The sequence below is a fragment of the Amphritea pacifica genome, assembly GCF_016924145.1.
Taxonomy (GTDB): domain Bacteria; phylum Pseudomonadota; class Gammaproteobacteria; order Pseudomonadales; family Balneatricaceae; genus Amphritea; species Amphritea pacifica.
On sequence record NZ_JAFFZO010000006.1, the window covers coordinates 120,255 to 142,377 of the forward strand.

The 22,123-nt window shown below is 53.4% G+C and carries 20 protein-coding genes; 8 read left to right on the forward strand and 12 right to left on the reverse strand.

Features of this window, described 5'->3' with window-relative positions:
* The first annotated feature begins 15 nt into the window (after nt 1-15).
* The 5 genes from modA to JW499_RS04655 all read left to right on the forward strand — a co-directional run bounded on the left by modA (nt 16) and on the right by JW499_RS04655 (nt 5,529).
* Nucleotides 16-774 (forward strand): molybdate ABC transporter substrate-binding protein, encoded by a 759-nt coding sequence (gene modA / locus JW499_RS04635; protein WP_205209498.1) that lies wholly within the window; start codon nt 16-18, stop codon nt 772-774.
* A gap of 20 nt (nt 775-794) precedes the next feature.
* Nucleotides 795-1,469 carry a molybdate ABC transporter permease subunit gene (modB, locus tag JW499_RS04640; protein ID WP_205209499.1) on the forward strand — a complete coding sequence of 225 codons (675 nt, stop codon included), beginning with the start codon at nt 795-797 and terminating at the stop codon, nt 1,467-1,469.
* Complete coding sequence (gene modC / locus JW499_RS04645; RefSeq protein WP_205209500.1) at nt 1,469-2,548, forward strand: molybdenum ABC transporter ATP-binding protein; 1,080 nt, start codon at nt 1,469-1,471, stop codon at nt 2,546-2,548. The genes modB and modC overlap by 1 nt, the downstream gene beginning before the upstream one ends.
* 406 nt (nt 2,549-2,954) lie before the next feature.
* Entirely contained in the window at nt 2,955-4,253 is a 1,299-nt protein-coding gene (gene ilvA, locus JW499_RS04650; protein WP_205209501.1) for a threonine ammonia-lyase IlvA, read from the forward strand.
* A 118-nt stretch (nt 4,254-4,371) separates the two neighbouring features.
* A complete protein-coding gene (locus JW499_RS04655; RefSeq protein ID WP_205209502.1) occupies nt 4,372-5,529 on the forward strand; it encodes a DUF3095 family protein in 1,158 nt (385 codons plus the stop codon).
* Nucleotides 5,530-5,533: 4 nt separating this feature from the next.
* Here JW499_RS04655 and JW499_RS04660 read toward each other — a convergent pair whose 3' ends face one another.
* The gene (locus JW499_RS04660) at nt 5,534-5,941 is read right to left on the reverse strand and encodes a DUF3135 domain-containing protein (protein WP_205209503.1); all 408 of its coding nucleotides are present in this window, start codon (nt 5,939-5,941) and stop codon (nt 5,534-5,536) included.
* 319 nt (nt 5,942-6,260) lie between these two features.
* Here JW499_RS04660 and JW499_RS04665 point away from each other — a divergent pair, with 319 nt between their 5' ends.
* Nucleotides 6,261-7,361, forward strand: coding sequence for a response regulator (locus tag JW499_RS04665; RefSeq protein WP_205209504.1), 1,101 nt, complete (start codon nt 6,261-6,263; stop codon nt 7,359-7,361).
* Nucleotides 7,362-7,422: 61 nt separating this feature from the next.
* Here JW499_RS04665 and JW499_RS04670 read toward each other — a convergent pair whose 3' ends face one another.
* The 4 genes from JW499_RS04670 to JW499_RS04685 form a co-directional block, all read right to left on the reverse strand.
* Nucleotides 7,423-8,394 carry a zinc transporter ZntB gene (locus JW499_RS04670; RefSeq protein WP_205209505.1) on the reverse strand — a complete coding sequence of 324 codons (972 nt, stop codon included), beginning with the start codon at nt 8,392-8,394 and terminating at the stop codon, nt 7,423-7,425.
* 114 nt (nt 8,395-8,508) lie between these two features.
* Nucleotides 8,509-9,549 carry an asparaginase gene (gene ansA / locus JW499_RS04675; RefSeq protein WP_205209506.1) on the reverse strand — a complete coding sequence of 347 codons (1,041 nt, stop codon included), beginning with the start codon at nt 9,547-9,549 and terminating at the stop codon, nt 8,509-8,511.
* On the reverse strand, nt 9,549-10,964 hold the full coding sequence (locus JW499_RS04680) for an aspartate ammonia-lyase (protein ID WP_205209507.1): 1,416 nt from the start codon (nt 10,962-10,964) through the stop codon (nt 9,549-9,551). Before JW499_RS04680 ends, ansA begins: the two co-directional genes overlap by 1 nt.
* A gap of 98 nt (nt 10,965-11,062) precedes the next feature.
* On the reverse strand, nt 11,063-12,535 hold the full coding sequence (locus JW499_RS04685; protein WP_205209508.1) for an alanine/glycine:cation symporter family protein: 1,473 nt from the start codon (nt 12,533-12,535) through the stop codon (nt 11,063-11,065).
* A 220-nt stretch (nt 12,536-12,755) separates the two neighbouring features.
* Here JW499_RS04685 and JW499_RS04690 point away from each other — a divergent pair, with 220 nt between their 5' ends.
* Nucleotides 12,756-13,568 (forward strand): helix-turn-helix domain-containing protein, encoded by an 813-nt coding sequence (locus tag JW499_RS04690; RefSeq protein ID WP_205209509.1) that lies wholly within the window; start codon nt 12,756-12,758, stop codon nt 13,566-13,568.
* 56 nt (nt 13,569-13,624) lie between these two features.
* Here JW499_RS04690 and JW499_RS04695 read toward each other — a convergent pair whose 3' ends face one another.
* From JW499_RS04695 to JW499_RS04715, 5 genes are all read right to left on the reverse strand, one after another.
* Entirely contained in the window at nt 13,625-13,903 is a 279-nt protein-coding gene (locus tag JW499_RS04695) for a hypothetical protein (protein WP_205209510.1), read from the reverse strand.
* 29 nt (nt 13,904-13,932) lie between these two features.
* Entirely contained in the window at nt 13,933-14,490 is a 558-nt protein-coding gene (gmhB, locus tag JW499_RS04700; protein WP_205209511.1) for a D-glycero-beta-D-manno-heptose 1,7-bisphosphate 7-phosphatase, read from the reverse strand.
* Nucleotides 14,491-14,602: 112 nt separating this feature from the next.
* Complete coding sequence (gene glyS / locus JW499_RS04705) at nt 14,603-16,693, reverse strand: glycine--tRNA ligase subunit beta (RefSeq protein ID WP_205209512.1); 2,091 nt, start codon at nt 16,691-16,693, stop codon at nt 14,603-14,605.
* Nucleotides 16,693-17,667 (reverse strand): glycine--tRNA ligase subunit alpha, encoded by a 975-nt coding sequence (glyQ, locus tag JW499_RS04710; protein ID WP_205209513.1) that lies wholly within the window; start codon nt 17,665-17,667, stop codon nt 16,693-16,695. Before glyQ ends, glyS begins: the two co-directional genes overlap by 1 nt.
* Before the next feature lie 106 nt (nt 17,668-17,773).
* Complete coding sequence (locus tag JW499_RS04715) at nt 17,774-18,220, reverse strand: YtoQ family protein (RefSeq protein WP_205209514.1); 447 nt, start codon at nt 18,218-18,220, stop codon at nt 17,774-17,776.
* Nucleotides 18,221-18,321: 101 nt separating this feature from the next.
* On the opposite strand from JW499_RS04715, the gene JW499_RS04720 reads away from it, so the two are divergent.
* Nucleotides 18,322-19,206 (forward strand): lysophospholipid acyltransferase family protein, encoded by an 885-nt coding sequence (locus JW499_RS04720; protein ID WP_205209515.1) that lies wholly within the window; start codon nt 18,322-18,324, stop codon nt 19,204-19,206.
* Between the two features lie 68 nt (nt 19,207-19,274).
* On the opposite strand, the gene JW499_RS04725 is transcribed toward JW499_RS04720, so the two are convergent.
* Nucleotides 19,275-20,723, reverse strand: coding sequence for a TrkH family potassium uptake protein (locus JW499_RS04725; protein ID WP_205209516.1), 1,449 nt, complete (start codon nt 20,721-20,723; stop codon nt 19,275-19,277).
* 13 nt (nt 20,724-20,736) lie between these two features.
* Nucleotides 20,737-22,113, reverse strand: coding sequence for a Trk system potassium transporter TrkA (trkA, locus tag JW499_RS04730; RefSeq protein ID WP_091354287.1), 1,377 nt, complete (start codon nt 22,111-22,113; stop codon nt 20,737-20,739).
* Between the last annotated feature and the right edge of the window lie 10 nt (nt 22,114-22,123).

Below are 22,123 nucleotides of genomic sequence, written 5' to 3' on the forward strand. Positions count from 1 at the left end.
GGATCAGGGAGCTTTATGATAAAACAGATGCTTATTTTGTTAAGTGGTTGCGCGTTGCTGTTCGGCTTAACGGTTGCCCGGGCAGAAACCGTTCAGGTGGCCACGGCGGCCAACTTTACCGCTCCTATGAAGCAGATCGCCGCAGAGTTTGAGCAGCGGACCGGCCACAGAGTGGTGCTAACTTTTGCGGCATCGGGTAAGTTTTTTGCTCAGATTCAGAACGGAGCTCCTTTTGAGGTGTTTCTCTCTGCCGATGCCAGCAAGCCCCAAAAACTTGAGGAACAGGGCTGGAGTGTGCCGGGCAGCCGTTTTACCTACGCTCAGGGATCGCTGATATTGTGGTCTTCACAGGCCGGTTTTGTGGCAGATGACAGCCCGGATATCCTCAGGTCAGATAGCGTTAAGCACCTGTCGCTGGCGAATCCTAAACTGGCTCCCTATGGGGCAGCGGCGGTGGAAACGCTGCAGACATTGGGGCTTTATGAGCGTCTGGCGGGCAAACTGGTGCAGGGTGAAAACATCGCTCAGGCTTATCAGTATGTGTTTTCCGGCAATGCCCAACTGGGGTTTGTGGCGCTGTCGCAGGTGATGAAAGAGGGCAAGCTGAGTGCCGGATCGGGTTGGGTTGTGCCTGCTGACCTGTATACACCGATCCGTCAGGATGCGGTGCTGTTAAACCGGGGCAAGGATAATATCGCTGCAACCGCACTGCTCGACTTTCTTAAATCGGCGCCTGCTGCGGCGATTATCCGCTCCTATGGCTATAAACTTTAATCTGTTCGGGAGTCCCGGTGATGTTCAGTGACGGAAATTGGGCGGCAATCTTACTGACGGTTAAGCTGGCCAGCATCGTGACTTTGCTGCTGCTGATTATCAGTACGCCGATCGCCTGGTGGCTGGCGCACACCCGTTGTCGCCTGAAATCATTCTTTGAAGCTCTGGTGGCTCTGCCGATTGTGCTGCCACCTTCGGTGTTAGGTTTTTATCTGTTGCTGCTGATGGGGCCGCAGGGGGTTGTGGGTCAGATCACCCAGGCGCTGGGGATAGGCACCCTGCCTTTTACCTTTGCCGGGCTGGTGGTGGCCTCGGTATTTTACTCCCTGCCCTTTGTGGTGCAGCCGATTCAGCTGGCGTTTGAAAATATCGGGGAGAACTACCTGGAAGCGGCCGCCACCCTGCGCGCCAGTCCGTTAGACCGTTTCTTCAGTGTCGCTATGCCGCTGGCCCTGCCGGGCTTTCTCACCGGTAGCGTACTGGGGTTTGCCCATACGGTGGGTGAGTTTGGTGTGGTGTTGATGGTGGGGGGCAATATTCCCGGTGTCTCGCGGGTGGTGTCGGTACAGATCTATGATTATGTGGAAGCGCTTGAGTATGGTCAGGCCCACTCGCTGGCGCTCACGATGCTGCTGTTCTCCTTTGTCATCCTGCTGTTGCTTTATACCTTTAACCCCAACAGAAGAACACGCTGATGTCTGTGCGCGCCGATATTCATGCCCGATTTAAACTTAACTATGCCGGCTTTGCGCTGGATGTGGATCTGAACCTGCCATCTCAGGGAGTGACCGCGCTGTTTGGCCCGTCGGGGTCGGGTAAATCTACCTTGCTGCGTTGTATTGCGGGTCTTGAAAGAGCGGCCGGCTCGCTGACAGTGAAAGGCGAGGTGTGGCAGGATGAAACGCATTTTCTGCCAACCCATCAGCGTCCTATCGGTTATGTGTTTCAGGAAGCTAATCTGTTTCCTCACCTGAGTGTTAAAGCCAATCTCAACTATGGTTTCAAACGTCAGCCGCACCGGCATGATGGTTTTTCGCTGGATGAGATCGTTGATCTGCTGGGGATCGCGCATCTGCTGGATCGAAAGCCTGAGCGGCTTTCCGGAGGGGAGAAGCAGCGCGTTGCTATCGCCCGGGCGCTGGCGGTAAATCCCCGCCTGTTGTTGATGGACGAGCCACTGGCCGCGCTGGATCTGGCCCGTAAACGGGAGATACTGCCGTTTCTGGAACGACTGCATGAAGCGCTGGAGATGCCGGTGATCTATGTGACCCATGCCGCCAATGAGGTGGCTCGTCTGGCGGACCACCTGGTGGTGCTGAATCAGGGAGTGGTGCAGTCTGCTGGCCCACTTAATGAAACCTTCTCCCATGCTGAGCTGCCACAACAGGCCAGTGATGCGGGCAGCGCGATTATCGAAGCACGGATTACCGGACTCCAGCCACAGTGGCATCTGGCGCTGGCCGGTTTTGAGGGGGGCGAGCTCTGGATTCGGGATCTTAGTTTTCATGTCGGCCAGACGGTGCGCTTTCAGGTGATGGCCCGGGATGTCAGCCTGGCGCTGACGGCGGATCACAGCAGTAGTATCGCTAACGTGCTGCCAGCGGTGGTGGATCAGATCAGCGATGGTGACCATCCCGGTATCGCTATCGTGCGTCTGAAAATCGGTAAAAACTATATTCTCAGTCGTTTAACCCAGCGATCATTGTATAGCCTGGGACTGAGTGTCGGCGATAGCGTCTGGGCGCAGATTAAATCGGCGGCCATTGTTGAGTAACCCCCCTATCAGCGCTCAACCATAACCGGTTGAGGAGCAGGCCCTCCCGCTATCCGCTATTAAACAGGTCAGTGAAAAGCCGAGTGGATTTATTGCAGTAATTAAAGATGCTGTGTTGAGTGTAAGTACTTACTTCGATATTCTGTTAGCTGCCGATACTGTTGATTCATCAGCGCTCTACCTGTTGACGCAAAAGATCAAATAGCGCATCATCGCAGCCATGAACCTATTCGCAACTGACAGCCGCAGCATTATTACCATCATTTCCGAGGAACTGGTGGGTTAGCGCATGTCTTAGCAAAACATAAAAAACCCGCCCTCACCGGCGGGTTTTTTATTTCTGAAATCCGCCGCCGGGGTCTGGGTAACCGATTATTCAATCATGATTGAGATCTGGAGATCCCTGATGAACAACGCTGTTTTTACAGACAACACCGCAGATACCTGTGATTACTACCCTGCCCTTGATGAGATTCTGGCTGCGGCGCAACGCCTTAAGTCGGTGGTCACCCATACTCCGCTGGTGCGGAGCGAAAATCTGAGCGAACGCTATGGTGCCGAGATCTATCTAAAACGGGAAGATCAACAGCTGGTTCGCTCCTATAAGATCCGCGGGGCCTATAACAAAATTGTCAGCCTGACGCCGGCACAACAGGCGCAGGGAATCGTTTGTGCCAGTGCCGGAAATCATGCTCAGGGGGTGGCTTACGCCTGCGCCCTGCTGGGGTTAAAGGCGACGATCTTCATGCCGGCTCCCACCCCGGGACAGAAAGTTGAGCAGGTGCGCAAATATGGTAAATCGCTGGTGGATGTCCGTTTAGTCGGCGACACCTTTGATGATGCTTTTCAACAGGCGATGCTGTTTTGTCACGCGGAACAGGCCACGTTTGTGCATCCCTTTGATGACCCTAAAGTGATCGAGGGCCAGGCATCGGTGGGGGTGGAGATTCTCAATCAACTGGCTGCAGCCGATGCTCAGGCTGATATGTTGCTGATGCCGGTCGGTGGAGGCGGACTGGCTTCAGGGGTGTCATCCTACTTCCGCGAGAGCTCCCCCCAGACCCGCCTGATCGGTGTTGAACCCGAGGGGGCCGCATCGATGAGTGGCTCATTAGCGGCGGGCAGTAATGAAACGCTGACTCAGATCGATAACTTTGTTGATGGCGCGGCGGTTAAACGGGTGGGTGAACGGACTTTTGAGATCTGTCGGCAGAATCTTGAACGGGTGATTACTGTGCCTGAGGGACAGGTCTGCTCCACCATGTTGCAGTTATATAATCAGGAGGCGATTGTGGTTGAGCCCGCCGGAGCATTATCGATTGCGGCGCTGAACAGCGTTCGCGATGAGATCCGCGGTAAAACCGTGGTCTGCGTTGTCAGTGGTGGCAACAACGATATTTTACGGACTGAAGAGATCAAAGAGCGGGCGATGCTGTTTGAGGGGCTGAAGCACTATTTTATCGTTAACTTTCCTCAGCGCGCCGGTGCCCTGCGGGAGTTTCTTGTCGAGGTGCTGGGCCCCCGTGATGATATCTCCCGCTTCGAGTATTCGAAAAAGAATAACTGCGACCGCGGGCCCGCGCTGATCGGTATTGAGCTGTCCTGTAAGGAGGATCTGCAGCCGCTGCTGGCCCGAATGAGGGAGAAGCAGATCCGCTTTGAATATCTTAATGACCGGCAGGATCTGTTTCGTTTTATGGTTTGAGAGGGTCTGCTGTACCCCCTTCTCCATCAACAAAGTGGTATATGTGATGCTTGTCAGCTGTGGCTGAGTGATTGAAGATAAAGCAGACGGTTTTCGGTGATTTGGACAGGCAGAGCAGATGGAAGCGTTCTATCGGCAGTTAACAGGTTTTACAGATATAGCACAGATTGCGGATGGGCGTTTTTATCGGCCGGTACCGGATGACTGGTATGTATCGGTTGTCGATGTGCGTGGCTCCACCGAAGCGATTGAACGGGGTAACTATCGGGATGTTAACTTTATCGGAGCGGCGGCAATTACTGCCCAGCTGAATCTGGTGAACCCGGGGCTGCCGTTTATTTTTGGTGGTGACGGTGCCACGGTTCTGGTTACTGAAGCGATGCGGAGTAACACCCTGAATGTGCTACAGTCGCTGAGTTATCATGCCAGAGAGAGCTTTGCTCTGGAGCTTCATGCGGGACTGGTGCCGGTTTCAACTTTGCGGGCGATGGGCAAAGAGCTGCAGATTGCCAAATATCTTTCCGGTAAATTTGTTAACCAGGCGATGTTTAAAGGCGGTGGTATGACTCTGGCTGAGATACTGGTAAAAAACAGTGCAGAGTTTCGTTGTGAACCCCGTCCGGTGTTCAGCAAAACAGAGATCTTCAGCGGACTCACCTGTCGCTGGCAGCCCGTGCCTTCTGGCAACGGCGTGACGCTTTCGATATTGATTCAGCCCCGGGATGAGAAGGATGCAAGAGTGCTCCCCCGGGTGATTGCCAGGATAGAGCATCTGCTGGGCGGCTCTTTTGCCAGCGCGAATCCGATACGTATGGATAACGCCCGCTATCACTCGTTTCTGCATAACCTTAAGCGTCAGCTGCAGGCTTCCGATATCCGCTGTAACCGGGTCTTTTTTCGCACCCTCTATGAACTGATGATGACCGTGCCGCTGTTCAATCTTAAAGGCTTCAGATGGATACCCGGGATGCAGCGCTATGTTGATCGGGTGCCTCTGCACTGTGACTTTAAAAAATATGATGACACTCTGCGCATGGTGCTGGACTGCTCCCCTTCCGGCTATCGGGCTATAGAGGAATATCTGCAATCAGAACAGCGGTTGGGACGGATATGTTTTGGTATCCATGTGTCGGATGCCGCGCAGATGACCTGCTATGTGGAGAGCATGAGTGATGGTGGCCATCTGCACTTTGTCGATGGAACCGATGGGGGGTATGCACTGGCGGCGAAGCAACTGAAACAAGCCCTCAGTGACTCTGAAACGCAATCTGCCTGAGGGGTTAAAATCCTTTATGATTGTTTTTCTCGGCGCTGCGTGAGTCAGCATCTGTTCGCGGGGGCAGCACGACCACCTTGCCGCGAGAGCGCGCTGTTCTATCCGGTGATGCTTCTGTTACAACAAGGTTGTTGGGCTCTTCTGTGGTGTAGTTTAACGCCTGCCTCAGGCGCCAAAATTCATCGTGCATCATTTGCGAGATTTTAATACAGGCTGCAAGCGGTGTTTTAGAGCGGTATCTGATGGCATCGATCCGGAACTGCAGTTGCCGTAAGCGGACTCTCTCTTCAGGTTTTGCCCGGCTGATCAGTTTGTTTATCTGCCAGCGTAAATAACGCTCCAGTACCCGGGGCTTGATCTGCGCCAGCTCGCTCAGATGATCAAAATCCAGTGGCTTATATGGATGCTGCATACTTTACCCATACTTCGTTGTAAATGCGTCTGACTATAGTATGGCAGTAATGCACGGTGACTGTGCGGTACTCTTTTTCAAGTTCATATTTTTCAAGTTCATCGTTTCCAGGTTGATATTTTACAGATAATGATTTGAAGATTTGTGGAGCTTATTGCTTAATGTTGGCTGGAGTACTGCCCTGCTCTGTTCAATCTGGCATTGCCCGGTTTCGGCTGCTAACTTTAAGGCACAGTCTTGTGAAACGAAGGGATGCGTCAGGGGTATTTTCAGGCGTAGCAGAGATTGTTTTTATTTATCTATTATAGAGAGCTCTTCAGTGAAGAAGACAAAAGCCGTGGTAATCATACTGAGTGATGAAACACATTTGCATGATGATGTTGCGCACTTTTTGCAGGCAAAGGGCCATGAGGTTGTGGTGGAGCCCGACCATTTTGGTGATTCATTAGCCCGGGAAGGCTGCAAAATTATTCTGATTGCCTATCAGAATCTGCTTGAGGGCATCGAGCGTTATAGCCAACTGGTGGCTGACTTTGGCCTCGACCGCAACCCGCATTATTCAATTGTGCTGAGCATCAGCAAGGATGTTGGTAAAGCATGTGAACTGTGTATAAACCAGACCGTTGATAACTATTTTATTGTTAAGCCGCTTTACGATATGCACCGTTTAGCATTGCTGGTAAAGCAGGCATTTGACGCCGTTGCACATTCAGAGCAGCAGTTGGCATTGACCTATATTGGTGAAGAGCTGCTGGAACATAAAAAAGCGCTCGACAGTTTTATTATCGATAATGTCGATAAAGGGGTTGCGTGCCAGACCGATACTGTAGACGCCTTTTCTGCCGCCCTGAATGAGCTGGCTAACCTGATTGCCGGGCACTCAGGCCGGAATCTGATTCTTGATCATCAAAAGATAGCGGAACAGACCCGGGAGTTGAGTGACCGTAAACTTGAGCAGATTTCAGCCTGGGCCAAAACAGTTAAAGAGGAGTATAACGAGCTGAGCCGGTTGCAGATTCCCACTGTATCCGGAAACCAGAAAAACATTGCCCTGATCAACGGCGATGCTGAGTACTCGGCATTAGTCAAACAGATTCTCACTGATACGGGTTTTAATCCGATGCTGTTTGAAAGCGCTAAAGAGGCGCTGCCTGCCATGATCTGTCAGAGACCCGATCTGGTGTTGCTTGATTATGAGACGTCTGGGCTGGATGTCCTGAAAGTGCTGGCGTATATGCAGAAGTTCAATCAACTGACGGATATTCCGGTGATTCTGCTGACTGCACACCGGGATAAGGAGATTCTGACTCGCTGTCTCAAAGCGGGTGCCCGGGACTTTATTGTTAAGCCTGCCGACCGGGACACCTTCCGCGAAAAAATCAGTAAGCTGTTATCTGATATGACAGCGCCTGTTTCCTGATGCGCGGCGAATATTGATGGTCTACGTTCTTGATACTGGTAGCGCTTGAAACCCGCAGCGCTTAAAACCAGCGTTTTCGTTTAAACAGCCACAACTGTGCGGCGACCGTTGCTGTCATCAATGCGCTGACGATCCAGAATGCCCAGGGGTTATCCGTTCCCGGCACACCGCCAACATTGATACCCAGAAGTCCGGTAAAAAAGCCCAGAGGAAGGAAGACCGCGGCGACAATCGATAGCAGGTACATCCGGTTGTTCATCTGCTCAGCGAGTCTGTTAGCCAGCTCCTCCTGAGCAACGGTTGCCCGGTCTCGGGTGGTATCCAGATCTTCAATATAACGGATCAGCGTATCGGTTACCTCCCGCAGTTCTTGCCGGTGCCCTTCAGTAAACCATGAAACCCGCATCTGGTTAAGCTGCAGCATTGCATCCCGCTGAGGAGAAAGATAACGTCGCAGGGATATCACTGTCCGGCGAACCTCAGAGATCTGATTTCGCAGCTCATAGCGGCTGGTCATAATCAGCTCCTCTTCAATACCATCAACGATATCTTCTGTCGCGTTAACGGTATCGTACATTCTGATCATCAGTGCTGAGGATAGCATGACCAGAAAATCCCCTGCACTGTCGGGGCCCGTTCCGGCTTCTAGCGCGTCGACCAGATCCTTAGCCGACAACATTTTACGTCTGCGGGTAGTGATAATGCGTTTCCCATCGATCCAGATACGGATACCGACCATATCTTCGGGATCAGAATCAGGACTTAGATTCACCCCCCGCAGGGCTATCAAAAGGCCTTCATTAACCTGGGTCGCACGGGGACGACTCTCTCCTGTCAGGAGTGCATCAATAACGACGCCGCTCAGACCACTCTTATGGGTAATCCAGTCACGAGCTTCACTATCGGTGTAATCAAAATGAAGCCAGACCAGTTCCGCATCCGGACATCCTGTTTCAATATCACTGCCGCTTAATGCTTTTCCACCACCCTGGCCATCCAGCTCATAGCCATAGATTAATCCAGAACATCCCATATGATCAGACTCTCAGGTTCACTATCGATTTGGCTACCGTGGCCGACTCAAGAATAGCATTGAGAAAGTGACATATGCGAGAGAATCGCGCGATCAGTATTAACCTGTGCCTGCTTAAGGGCAGGCAAAAGAGTTTTGATCAGCGAAGCGACACTCCCCTGCTAGCGGTGTGGTGATCTGTTGTCTGATACGCTCTGCATCATATCCAAGGCCGATCAGGTGGTGAAGTTTAGCGAAGGTGGCCTCCAGTGTCAGATCCGCCCCCGGAATAACGCTCAGCCGGTTCAGTGTTGCGCCGGTTGCGTAGGCGCCCTGATATACACTGCCCTGATAGCACTGGGACAGATTCACGACCACTATCCCTCTGCCTGTTGCCTTTTCCAGTGACGTGATCAGGGCCTGGTTTTTGTCCGGTGGATTACCTACGCCATAGGACTGCAGAATCAATGCTCTGACCTCTTCAGTGTCTATCAGACTGTCAATGATTCTGGCTGGAATACCTGGGTAGGTTTGCACCATGACAACCGCATCGGGCTGGTATACCGGGAGTTTAAACCCAGGCTTTTCAGGTGAAAGTATGAGCTCCGGCCTTAGCCCGATGTTAATGCCAACCTCCCCCAGCCAGGGGAAGTTGGGTGAATCAAATGCATCGAACCCAGTACTTTTGGTTTTCTTACTGCGGTTACCCCGCAGCAGACGACCATTAAAGTAGACACAGACCTCTGGGATTTTGTAGTTCCCTGCCAGCATCATACTGGTCACCAGATTATCCAGGGCATCATTGCGCAACTCAGATAGCGGTACCTGCGAACCTGTGACAATAACGGGCTTATCCATTCCCTGTAGAATGAATGATAATGCCGACGCAGTGTATGCCATCGTGTCGGTGCCATGCAGAACAATGAAACCGTCATATCCATTCCAGTTATCGAGTAGCGTCTGGCCGATTTTACTCCAGTCATCGGTTGTCAGATTGGCGCTATCGATCAGTTGTTCAAACCCTAGTAACTGATAGTCAGGAAGCTGATCCGCCGGTCGTGTGTCCAGTTGGGCCTTCAGCAGTGCTTCAAATCCGTCATCCGGAACATAGCCCTGCGCTGACGACCTCATGCCGATAGTGCCGCCGGTGTATAGAATCAGGATTTGTCGTTTCATCAGCTACGTTTCTCCCGTTCATATGACTGCGGTGCCAGCATCGATTGTGGGCTGAGCAGATGTTCCAGCTCGGCTTCGCTTAACAGTTCTTCTGACAGCACCAGTTCCCGAACCGTGCGCCCGGAGTGTAATGCGGTCTGGGCGATCCGGGAGGCGTTGCTATAACCGATATGGGGCACCAGCGCAGTGATACACCCGATGCTGCGATCCACCAGTTCGGCGCATCGCTCACGGTCTGCTTCAATGCCTTTTATGCAACGTGTCTCAAACATCGAGCAGGCGGAGCCTAGCATCTTCATCGAGTTAAGCAGGTTGTAGATAATCAGCGGTTCCATCGCATTGAGCTGCAACTGTCCCGCTTCGGCGGCCATGGTCACAGCCAGGTCGCTGGCGATTACCTGATAGGCGGTCTGGTTGACCGCCTCCGGAATCACCGGATTCACTTTGCCCGGCATAATGGATGAGCCCGGCTGCATCGGCGGGAGTCTGATTTCGCCAAAGCCGGTGCGGGGTCCGCTGGACAGCAAGCGCAGATCATTGGCTATCTTACTCAGCTTAATGGCAAAGCGGCGCAGAACCCCTGAGAACAGCACAAAGGCGCCCATGTCTGAGGTCGCTTCGACCAGATTAGTGGCGGGCACCATCGGCTTACCGGAGATCTCCGCCAGATAGCTGACGGCCAGCGCCGCATAGCGGGGATGGGTGTTGATGCCGGTACCGATAGCGGTGCCGCCAAGGTTGATCTCACACAGCAGCTTACAGGCGTCCCCCAGACGGTCGATATCTTCGCTCAGGGTGACCGCGAAGGCTTCAAATTCCTGCCCCAGTGTCATCGGTACCGCATCCTGCATCTGGGTACGTCCCATCTTGACCACATCGGAGAACTCCTGCCCTTTTGCTCTGAGGGCATCGATCAGACTCTTGATGGTCTCTATCAGCGGATCCGCCGCCAGCTGAATCGCCAGACAAGCCGCAGAGGGATAGGCGTCATTCGTCGACTGAGAACGGTTCACATCATCGTTGGGGTGCAGGTACTGATACTGCCCTTTCGGGTGCCCCAGTTTTTCCAGCGCCAGATTGGCAATGACTTCGTTAGCATTCATGTTGGTTGAGGTGCCTGCTCCACCCTGAATCAGATCAACCACAAACTGATCATGCAGATGACCATCGCGAATCTCTTCACAGGCAGCAATAATCGCCTCAGACTTAAGCGGATCAAGACTGCCGAGATCCGTATTGGCTTTTGCCGCCGCCATTTTTACCATTGCCAGCGCTTCGACCAGCTGTGGGAAATGGCTGATGGGTACGCCGGTAATCGCGAAGTTATCAATGGCGCGTTGTGTCTGAATGCCATACCAGGCATCCGCAGGAATTTCCATATCGCCCAGCAGGTCATGCTCGAGACGTGTGTTCATGTGTCAGATTTCCATCAGTGATTGGGCTGCTTTGCCCGTTACCATTTGCTTATGTGTGTCCGTCGCTAACATCCGTCAGCGACGGTTGTTGCTGTATATCAGGAGGTCGCCTTGAGCGTGTTATTGGCCGCCGGCAGATCGGTAGCGTCCTGTTGCGCAGGTTGCTGATCCCAGGCGGCCGGATCAATATTCAGATCGCTGAATTTAGTGGCGTCGAATACCGGCGTTTCGATACCCTCTTTGCGTTGCTGTTCGTAGTCACGCATCACTCGAAGGCCGGTCTTAAACAGTAGTGCCAGTGCCAGCAGGTTTGCCAGAGCCAGGAAGCCCATGGTGATATCAGCAAAGGCGAATACTGTACCCAGGTCCATAATGGCGCCCCAGCAGCACAGGCAGATGATCATGACCCGAAAGGCATTAAACAGGTTCTGGTTCTCTTCACTGAAGAAGTTGAGGCTGTTTTCACCCAGATAATAGTTGTACAGAATGGTGCTGAAACCGAACAGCAACAGCGCAATACTGACGAACATCCGGCCCCATTCGCCGACGTGATCGGCCAGTGCGGATTGAGTCAGTGCAACACCGCCCTGGCTGGCAATAGTGGCGGGGTCATAGATGCCGCTCAGCAGGATGATGAATGCGGTACAGGAGCACAGAATCAGGGTGTCGATAAATACCGAGAATGCCTGCACGATGCCCTGATTCACCGGGTGTGGGACATAGGCAACCGCAGCAACATTAGGTGCGCTGCCGAGCCCCGCTTCGTTGGAGAACAGGCCCCGTTTAACACCCATCAGAATGGCCGCGCCGATACCGCCACCAATCGCCGGGTTCAGGCCAAACGCGCTTTTGACAATCAGTACGATAACGTCAGGAATATGCTCGATGTTCAGTCCCAGTACCACCAGCGTGATACCGAGGTAGCCCAGCGCCATGACTGGAACCAGTACTTCGGACACCTTGGCGATACGCTTTACACCGCCAAAGATGATCAGACCGACAATCAGTGCCAGCGCAATGCCGGTGTAGTAGGTTGGAATGCCAAAGGCATCCTCAAAGGAGGTCGCCACCGAGTAAGACTGCATCGCGGTAAAGCCGAAGCCGAATGTAACCAGCAGTAATACTGAATAGAGCGCCGCCAGCCATTGCCATTTTTTTCCCAGACCGCGACGGATGTAGTAGGCGGGTCCACCACGGTAGGTGCCATCCGGTTCTGCTTTTTTGAAGGTTTGTGCCAGCGTACATTCGAAATAACTGGTCGCCATCCCCATCAGGCCGATGACCCACATCCAGAAGACGGCGCCTGGTCCACCCAGTGTAATGGCAACGGCAACACCGGCGATATTGCCGCCCCCTACTCGTCCGGCAACGGAAAGTAACAGTGCCTGAAACGAACTCAGGTGGCCCTGCTGTTCGTGCTTGAACAACTGTTTGCCGCTAAGAATTTTGAACATCTGGCCAAAGAAGCGGAACTGTACAAACCGCGATGCAACCGTGAACCAGAGGCCCAGAGTGATAAGTACACCGATCAGGACTTTTCCCCAGAGCAGGTCGTTGAGAAACTCCAACATAAGACAGTCTCCATTTGCGACAACGGGTCGCTATTATTGTTGTGGTTGAGACCAATATTTAATCAGCTTCAGGGGGGGGAGAACATTTGATGCTTTAGTGCACATTGGTGCCGGATAGCGCACTAAGTGCGCTAATGTGCGCCATCAATTGCTTTGCATCCGGCACAGTTTCCCCTTTAGAATGAAGCTCCCGGGCGTTGTTAAGTGGAGCAGGATCTGCATGCATCAGGACTTTGCCAGTAATCTCAGGCTGCTCTGCAGCTATTACAAATCGATCGCAGAAGTGTGCCGGCGACTCGATATCAACCGCCCTCAGTTTAATCGTTACCTGAGTGGGCGATACAAACCCTCTGCTCATACCCTGCTGCGCTTTTGTGATTTCTTTGGTGTGGAAGAACACGAGATTCTCATGCCCCATGAGCAGTTTGAGCGTCTGATCAAAGTGCGTCCCCGGCCACAGATTGTCGTTGACTCTGAGCCGCCTGAGTCAGAACATCTGGATCGGTTGCAGCGGGGGGCTGCCAGTCTGGATAAATATCTGGGGTACTACTTTGAATACTATCAGTCGATGGCTTGCCCCGGACGGATTCTGAGAACGCTGATCTGCATGGAACGGCGTGACGACCGGGTTTGCTATCAGCGCACCGAACGCCTGCGTGAGCATCCCGGTGATAAAGTCTTTCATGGGGTTTATCTCGGTATCGCCAGCTTTCTGACCGACCGTATTTTTATGGTGGATTATGAATCACTCACGGGCAATGAGATGACCCAGACCATTCTCTTCCCCTCCTTCAAGAACCGGGTCTCCCGATTGAGCGGGCTCAAGCTTGGCGTGTCAGGTAGTGGCGAGCGGATGCCCTGCTGTGCGAGGGTTGTGTATGAGTATCTGGGACGGTCTGTTGATAAGCAGCGGGCGTTATCTCTCTGTGGCTTATACCCGCAGGATTCTGATGAGATAGAATCAGCGATCAGGGAGATGGTGTGTAACTCGATGGGCAGTGATGACTGGCACTTCCGGGCATTGTATATCTGACCATTGGGCAGCCGGTCTGTTTGTGAAGCCGCAGACGCTGGATAAGCCAGGCGCTGTTATTCAGGCTCTATCAGCCCATTCTTCATCAGCGTGGCGTGAATCTTTAGTGCGCTTTTCTTCAGCCGATTAAGCTCGCCAAAGCTGGGAATATGCCCTGCATCTATCTCGGCTTCTTTCTCCTCCAATTGCATATCAAGATAATCCAGCAGCTTTTTCGAGCACCCTGTGCAGGGGCCGTTGCACAGCTTTTCTATCGGTGTGTCGAATGGAATAGCATCTCTGATATCTGCAATCAGGTTTCGCATCGCTGTTTGAGTGTTTGGTTTAGTGATCATGCTTTGAGTGTTCCACGTGGAACCTTTGCTTAGTCGCCCCGGTGTTGGTGATAGATAATATGCGCGGCAGCCGCATCAAGATCATCGACAATAACGGTGTTCCCGGGTAACCCTCCCTTGGCTAGTGTCCGCTCCCCCTTCCCTGTTTTAACAAGTATAGGTGGGCAGCCTGCGGCAACGGCTGCTTCAAGATCACGAAGAGAGTCGCCGACGGAAAATACTTTGCCAGGATCGATGTCGGGGTAGCAGCTTAAAATATGCTGATAGAGGCCGGGTTGGGGTTTGCGGCAATAGCAATTGTCTTCGGGTAAGTGGGGGCAGAACTCGATCTTCTCGATTCGCCCGCCCTGCTCTTCAACGAGTTGAACCATTTTGTGGTGCATTGCATGGAGTTCAGAAATATCGAAATAGCCCCGGGCCAGCCCCGACTGATTGGTGGCAACGCAGACGTCGAAACCTGCTTTTGTCAGGCGGGCGATCGCTTCAAGGCTGCCAGGGAGTGGCTGCCACTCATCGGCTGTTTTGATGTAATCGTCGGAGTCGTAGTTGATTACGCCGTCCCGATCGAGGATGACTAGTTTCATCATGGTGTCTACCGGTTTATAGATATATGCGATTAATGATGCTGCAGCAATAAAAATGCCGGTGAATAACCGGCATTTTTTAAACCCATTTATTTAATCCAGTCAGGCTGCAATCTTAGCTGAGCGCAGAGATATCTGCCACGCCCAGGAACAGGTTGCGCAGCTGATTGAGTAGAGCCAGCCGGTTGTTCCGGATAGCTTCATCATCGGCCATTACCATCACTTCGTCAAAGAACTTATCGACTACCGGGCGCAGTTCGGCCAGCTGTTCAAGCACGGCTTTGAAGTCACCCTGAGCGATCAGCGGTTTTAGCTGGCTCTCTTTTTCAGCGATGGCAGTTGCCAGGGCTTTTTCCGCATCCTCTTGTAGCAGGTCCTCAGAGACGCTGTCGGCGACGCTGCTCTCCTGCTTGCTGAGGATGTTGGATACCCGCTTATTGGCTGCCGCCAAAGCGTCTGCTTCCTCCAGGGTGCGGAAGTGGCTGACCGCCTGTACTCGCTGGTTAAACTCCAGTGGACGGGTTGGGCGTAGCGCATGAACGGCAAGGTAAACTTCGATTGCGACCCCTTCGTCATCATACCAGGCGCGGAACCGTTCCAGCATAAAGTCGGTTATGCGGGTCGCCAGGCCCTCTTTGGCTGGCAGGTCTGCGTAGTTGCTGGCAGAGACCTGTATCAGCTCTTCCAGATCCAGATTCAGCTGGCGCTCAACAATGATTCGCAAGACGCCCAGCGAAGCGCGACGCAGCGCAAATGGATCTTTTGAACCGGTTGGTGGCTGATTGATACCAAACAGGCCGGTCAGTGTGTCCAGTCGGTCTGCCAGTGCAACGGCGATACCGGGTTCGCTTTGCGGCAGTTCGTCGCCGGCGAAACGGGGCATGTACTGTTCGTTCTGCGCCAGGGCGACCCCTTCATCTTCGCCGTCATGGATGGCGTAATGATATCCCATCAGGCCCTGCAGGTCGGTAAACTCATAGACCATATCGGTCATCAGGTCGGTCTTGGCGAGCATTGCAGCGCGCTCGGCCTTATTCTGATCCTGTCCCAGTTGGGCGGCGATATGCTTTGCCAACGCGGCGACGCGCACGGCTTTATCATGCAGGGTTCCCAGTTCTTGCTGGAAGACGATCGATTTCAGATCTTCGATGCGCGACTCGAGGGTGCGTTTCTTATCGGTCTCAAAGAAGAACGCGGCATCCGCCAGACGTGGGCGGATAACCTTTTCGTTACCGGCAATTACCTGCGCCGGATCGGTGGACTCGATATTGGCGATGGTGATGAAAAATGGCATCAACTGGCCATTGCTGTCGGTCACATGAAAATATTTCTGATGCTCTTTCATCGATGAGATCAGCGCCTGGGATGGTACTTCCAGGAAACGGTCGTCGAAGCGTCCGGTCAGGGCGACGGGCCATTCGTTGAGTGCGGTCACTTCGTCCAGCAGGTCATCATCGATCTGAGCGATACCATTAATAGCCGCTCCTTCCGCTTCAACCTGGGCGCGAATTTTTTCCCGCCGCTCGTCAAAGTCGGCAATCACATAGCCGACACTTTCCAGATTTTCCAGGTACTCGTTGGCCTGGTTCAGGGTGATGGCGTGGTTGTAGTGGAAGCGATGCCCGCGGGTGTCGCGGCCAGCTTTGAGTCCGAGGATTTCGCACTCAATCACTTCGTCTCCCATCAGCATAACCACCCATTTAACCGGGCGAACAAACTCGGTGCGTGATGCTCCCCAGCGCATCCGCTTAGGAATCGGCAGTTTGCTGAGTGCGTTTTCGATAATGGCGGGCAGTTCACCGGCAATCGCTTTGGCGGACACCGACTGGCTGAAGCTCATCTTGCCGTCAATTTCCTGGAGCTGGTCTGTGGTGGTGCCGCACTTACGAGCGAACCCTTCCAGCGCTTTGGAGGGGTTGCCCTGCTCGTCAAATGCGATCCGCGCCGGTGGTCCCTGCATCATGAATGTGCTGCTGGGGACTTCATCGGCCAGGTTGCTGATCAGCAGAGCAAGGCGGCGAGGTGCGGCATAGGCGTTAACGGTGGTATCGGCAAGCAGCGTTGCGGCCTGTTTACCAAACAACTCATTGATGCCGGCCATGACTTCGCTTTCGAGTGCCTTGGACAGTGTGCTCAGGGCTTTAGGTGGCAGCTCTTCTGTACCGAGTTCAAAGAGAAAATCCTGACGGTTCACGGTATCAGTCATCACTTGCTCTCCTCTTCGCAGGCGGCTAAAACTTCGTTGCGGATGCTCTCTTCGGCCAGTGGGAAACCGAGCCCCTTACGGGTGTTGAAATAAGCATGCGCGACCTCCCGGGCCAGGGTGCGGACGCGCAGAATGAATCTCTGGCGCTCAGTAACCGAGATCGCGTGGCGGGCATCCAGTAGGTTGAAAGTATGGGATGCTTTCAGTACCTGCTCATAGGCGGGCAGTGGCAGAGGTGTCTCCAGTGCCAGAAGCTTATTGCATTCCGCTTCGTGATGGTCGAAGTTGCGGAACAGCTGAGGGACGTCGGCGTGCTCAAAGTTGTAGGTGGACTGCTCCACTTCATTCTGGTGGAACACGTCGCCGTAGGTTACCGGGCTGCCGTCCGGGTTGTAGGTCCAGATCAGGTCGTAAACGCTCTCAACGTCCTGCAGGTACATGGCGATGCGTTCGAGGCCGTACGTGATCTCTCCGGTGACTGGGTAGCACTCAATGCCACCCGCCTGTTGGAAGTAAGTAAACTGGGTGACCTCCATGCCATTCAGCCATACCTCCCAGCCAAGACCCCATGCGCCCAGGGTGGGTGATTCCCAGTTGTCCTCTACAAAACGTACATCGTGGACATTGAGGTCCAGCCCCATGCGTTCAAGCGAGCCCAGGTAGAGCTCCTGGAAGTTATCGGGAGAGGGTTTCATCACAACCTGGAACTGGTAGTAGTGTTGCAGGCGGTTGGGGTTATCGCCATAGCGGCCATCGGTTGGCCGGCGGCTGGGTTGCACGTATGCGGAGTTCCAGTTTTCGGGACCGATTGAACGCAGAAATGTTGCTGGATGGAAGGTGCCTGCGCCCACTTCCATATCCAGTGGTTGCACTATTACACAGCCCTGCTCTGACCAATATTCTTGCAGTGCCAGGATCAGCCCTTGAAAAGTGCTGGCATCCGGTCTCGCTTTATCTGTCACTGAGATCACCATTTGAATCTGTTTGTACAAAAATAGAGCGAAATTATACACGAATTCCAGACAGTTAGAGTGTCTGGTTGAAGGATATGGCTGGTTTTTCAGCTCCTTTTAGTGCTATTTAGTAATCCTGGCACAGGTACCTGAGGATCTCGATCACCTGTTCGGTGTTTTCTGCTACCGCCATGGCGGCAGCGTCCACCTCTTTCAGCGGGTGGGTGAGTTCTTTTGCGTGCTCTACTATCAGCGATTTACCCAGTGCTGTGGCAATGCCTGCATCAAAGGCTGCGTTCCACTGTTTGTATTTTTCGCCAAAGCGGACGATAACGATATCTGCTCTGTTGAGTGCCGTCATGTGTCTTATGCTGTTCAGCCTGGCAGCTTTATGGTCCTTCCAGAACGGCTTTTCCTCTGCCCCCAGGATGCCCGCTCCGCACTCGTCGCTGCTGTCGTGGTCGGTGTTGGGTGTCAGGATCTCGATGGGCAGGTTGTGTTCTTTAGTGGCGTTTTTGATCTTTTCTCGCCAGTCTGAATGGATCTCACCCGACAGGTATACGGTGTATTTCATCTCAGCCTCTTCGTTATGTTGGTTATATCAGGAGGCTGCATTATATAATCGCTACACTGCTTTTGGCTGCTATTCTAATTTTGCTATATGAAAGGTTCCACGTGAAACATTTGAAAGGCTGGTTGTCCGTGTCGGTTTTATGGTTGCTTGCGCTGCTGCCCCTTAAACTGGCGCAGAGGTTAGGCGCAGGGTTAGGTGCGCGGGCATATAAGAAAAAAGGCAAGAGCTACAATATCACTCAGTTGAATATCGATCTCTGCTTTCCTGAGCTGACTGCCGATCAGAAGAATGAGCTGGCAAAAGCCAGTCTGGTAGAAACCGGTAAGATGGCTGGTGAGCTGGGTATGAGCTGGCTGTGGCGGTCGGAACGGGTGATGGCTAAGGTGCGCAGCGTTCATGGCGAGGAGATCATGGCTGAAGCGCTGAGTCAGGGGCGGGGTGTGATTGTGATCGGTCCTCATCTTGGCAACTGGGAGGTGCTGGGACTCTATCTGAGCACCCGATATAAGCTGACATCGATGTACCGCCCACCTAAGATTGAGTTAATGGGGCGTCTTATTCGTAAGAAAAGAGCCCGGCTTGGGGCTCAGCTTGCCCCGGCAAATGTTAAGGGGGTGCGCATGGCGATGAAGGCTCTGAGGGCTGGTGAGGTGTTGGGTATTCTGCCAGATCAGGAGGCTGATAGCGGTAGCGGTATCTTTGTCCCCTTCTTCGGTCAGCCGGCATATACCATGAAGCTGCTGCCGCAGCTGGCAGCACAAACTGGCGCGGTGGTAGTGTCGGCCTATGCCCGACGGCTGCCGGATGCGCAAGGCTTTGAGATCTTTTTTCATAAAGCGTCTGAGCAGATCAATGAGAAGGATCTGCAGTGCTCGGCCGCGGCGATGAATGCCGAAGTTGAATATTGTGTGCGGCAGATACCGGAGCAGTATCAGTGGGAGTATAAGCGGTTTCAGCATCGGCCGGATGGCGGGCGGATGTATTGAGCAGGCGGGGCGCGCTGGTGCACCTGGTGCCAGTGGAAAGAAAAAGGGCTTGCGCCCTTTTTTCTTTTTTAGCGTTTCCAGAATGAGGGCGTAAAGAGCACCAGCAAGGTGAATACCTCAAGCCGACCCAGCAACATGGCAAACGTCAGTACCCATTTGGCGGTACTGTTCAGGTCGCCATAATGGGTTTCTACCTCGCCAAGACCCGGGCCCAGGTTGTTGAGTGTGGCGCCCACAGCTGACCAGGCTGTTACCTGATCAAGACCGGTGCCCAGCAGAATGATCAGCATCAGAATAAAGACGATCAGATAGACAGAGAAAAAGCCCCAGACCGCTTCCAGAATCCGGTCTGAGATCGGTTCTCGGCCCAGCTTAACCGGGATGACTGCATTGGGATGGATGAGTCGTTTTATCTCACGATGGCCCTGCTTCAGGATCAGCAGGACGCGAATCACCTTCATGCCGCCGCCCGTCGACCCTGCGCAGCCACCGGCAAATGCCGCCACAAAGAGCAGGAATGGCAGCATTACCGGCCATTGGGCAAAGTCTGCTGTGGCGAAGCCGGTGGTGGTGGCGATAGAAACAACTTCAAAAATAGCCTTGCGGATCGATTCGACAGGCGTATAGGTTTCTGTCAGCGTCAGCACTACGGCTGACAGGCTGATGATACTGAAGAGAATTATCAGATAAAATTTGAACTCAGGGTCCTGGAAATAGTGACTGAATGTCCGCTGACGCCAGGCAAAGAAGTGCAGGCCGAAATTGATGGCAGAGATCACCATAAAGAAGGTGCAGACCGCTTCGATTAGTGGGCTGTCGAAATATCCGATGCTGGCGTCGTGGGTGGAAAAACCGCCGATAGCGACCGTGGAGAAACTGTGACCGATGGCATCGAACGGCGTCATGCCCGCAATCCAGTATCCGAGAGCGCAGGCAACCGTAAGGGACAGATAGATATACCACAGCGCCTTGGCGGTCTCGGTTATACGGGGGGTGAGTTTGCTGTCTTTTACCGGTCCGGGGGTTTCAGCGCGGTAAAGCTGCATGCCGCCGATACCGAGCATTGGCAGAATCGCCACCGCCAGGACGATGATTCCCATACCGCCAAGCCATTGCAGCTGCTGGCGGTAGAACAGGATCGACTCTGGCAGAACGTCGATGCCGGTCATAACGGTGGCGCCGGTGGTCGTCAGTCCCGACAGTGATTCAAAAACCGCATCAACGAAGGATAGTCCCGGGTCTTTGGACAGCATAAAGGGGATCGCCCCGAACAGCCCCAGCACGACCCAGAATAGCACGGTGATCAGAAAGCCATCCCGGGTTCTGAGATCTTCTCTGACCCGGTAAACCGGCGACCAGATAATAAATCCGGTTAACAGTGTAATGGTGAAACCCGAAATAAAGGCCATATGGGTGCCGTCATGGTAACCATATGAGATTGCCAGTGGCGGCAGCATGGTGATGCTGAAAATCATCAGCAGCAGGCCGAGAATCCGGAGTATTACCTTGTAATGCATTAATGCTCTCCGATCAGAAGAAGCCCAGGCCTACCTGGAACAGACGCTCCACTTCACTGATTTTCCGTTTATCGACCAGGAACAGGATGACATGGTCGTCATTTTCCACAACGATATCATCGTGCGCAATCAGCACCTCATCCTTGCGGACAATGGCGCCAATGGTGGTGCCGGCAGGCAGATCGATCTCTTCGATTGTTTTGCCGACCACTTTAGAGGTGCGCTTATCACCATGAGCGACCGCTTCAATGGCCTCGGCTGCGCCGCGACGCAGGGAGTGAACCGCAGCTACGTCGCCGCGGCGAACGTGGGTCAGCAGGCTGCCGATGGTGGTTTGCTGTGGTGAAATGGCGATATCGATCACCCCGCCCTGTACCAGATCAACATACGCGGGGTTGTTGATCAGTGTCATCACGGTGCGGGCTCCCAGCCGTTTAGCCAGCATCGAAGCCATAATGTTGGCTTCATCATCATTGGTCAGGGCGCAGAAAACATCGGTGTCTTCAATGTTCTCTTCGAGCAATAGCTCTTTATCCGATGCGCTGCCCTGCAGGACGATGGTGTTATCCAGATTCTTTGCCAGGTTGTTGCAGCGGCGGATATCCCGCTCAATGATTTTAACCTGATACTTGCTCTCGATATTCTGTGCCAGTCGGGCGCCGATATTGCCGCCGCCGGCGATGATAACCCGCTTATAGGGACGATCCAGTCGGCGCAGCTCGCTCATGACGGCGCGGATATCTTTCTTTGCGGCAATGAAGAAAACCTCATCGTCCGCTTCAATGACGGTATCCCCTTTGGGGATGATTGGCCGGTCTTTACGGAAAATGGCCGCTACCCGGGTATCAACAGCGGGCATGTGTGAGCGCAGGTAAGATATCTCCCGGCCTACCAGGGGACCGCCGTAGTAGGCTTTAACGGCAACCAACTGGGCAATGCCGTCGGCAAAATCAAGCACCTGCAGCGCTCCGGGGTGTTCGATCAGGCGGCGGATATGTTTGGTTACCAGCTCTTCCGGGCTGATCAGTACGTCGATGGGGATCGATTTATCGGTAAAGATCGCTTTGTCCTTCAGCAGATAGTCGTGCTCGCGCACCCGGGCGATCTTGGTTGGCGTGTTATACAGGCTCTGAGCGATCTGACAGGCGATCATATTGACTTCGTCACTGTTGGTGACGGCGATCAGCATGTCCGCATCACGGGCGCCGGCCTGTTCAAGAATCGATGGATGGGATGCCTTACCTTCCACTGTGCGGATATCGAGGCGATCCTGTAACTCTCTCAGGCGGCCAATATTGGTATCGACAATGGTGATATCGTTGGCTTCACTGGCCAGGTTTTCTGCCAGCGTGCCGCCCACCTGCCCCGCGCCAAGAATAATGATTTTCATATCTAATAAC

Coding starts and splice junctions, on each gene's coding strand:
- modA (WP_205209498.1), top strand. CDS start 16: ATGATAAAACAGATGCTTATTTTGTTAAGTGGTTGCGCGTTGCTGTTC.
- modB (WP_205209499.1), top strand. CDS start 795: ATGTTCAGTGACGGAAATTGGGCGGCAATCTTACTGACGGTTAAGCTG.
- modC (WP_205209500.1), top strand. CDS start 1,469: ATGTCTGTGCGCGCCGATATTCATGCCCGATTTAAACTTAACTATGCC.
- ilvA (WP_205209501.1), top strand. CDS start 2,955: ATGAACAACGCTGTTTTTACAGACAACACCGCAGATACCTGTGATTAC.
- JW499_RS04655 (WP_205209502.1), top strand. CDS start 4,372: ATGGAAGCGTTCTATCGGCAGTTAACAGGTTTTACAGATATAGCACAG.
- JW499_RS04660 (WP_205209503.1), bottom strand. CDS start 5,941: ATGCAGCATCCATATAAGCCACTGGATTTTGATCATCTGAGCGAGCTG.
- JW499_RS04670 (WP_205209505.1), bottom strand. CDS start 8,394: ATGGGATGTTCTGGATTAATCTATGGCTATGAGCTGGATGGCCAGGGT.
- ansA (WP_205209506.1), bottom strand. CDS start 9,549: ATGAAACGACAAATCCTGATTCTATACACCGGCGGCACTATCGGCATG.
- JW499_RS04680 (WP_205209507.1), bottom strand. CDS start 10,964: ATGAACACACGTCTCGAGCATGACCTGCTGGGCGATATGGAAATTCCT.
- JW499_RS04685 (WP_205209508.1), bottom strand. CDS start 12,535: ATGTTGGAGTTTCTCAACGACCTGCTCTGGGGAAAAGTCCTGATCGGT.
- JW499_RS04690 (WP_205209509.1), top strand. CDS start 12,756: ATGCATCAGGACTTTGCCAGTAATCTCAGGCTGCTCTGCAGCTATTAC.
- JW499_RS04695 (WP_205209510.1), bottom strand. CDS start 13,903: ATGATCACTAAACCAAACACTCAAACAGCGATGCGAAACCTGATTGCA.
- gmhB (WP_205209511.1), bottom strand. CDS start 14,490: ATGATGAAACTAGTCATCCTCGATCGGGACGGCGTAATCAACTACGAC.
- glyS (WP_205209512.1), bottom strand. CDS start 16,693: ATGACTGATACCGTGAACCGTCAGGATTTTCTCTTTGAACTCGGTACA.
- glyQ (WP_205209513.1), bottom strand. CDS start 17,667: ATGGTGATCTCAGTGACAGATAAAGCGAGACCGGATGCCAGCACTTTT.
- JW499_RS04715 (WP_205209514.1), bottom strand. CDS start 18,220: ATGAAATACACCGTATACCTGTCGGGTGAGATCCATTCAGACTGGCGA.
- JW499_RS04725 (WP_205209516.1), bottom strand. CDS start 20,723: ATGCATTACAAGGTAATACTCCGGATTCTCGGCCTGCTGCTGATGATT.
- trkA (WP_091354287.1), bottom strand. CDS start 22,113: ATGAAAATCATTATTCTTGGCGCGGGGCAGGTGGGCGGCACGCTGGCA.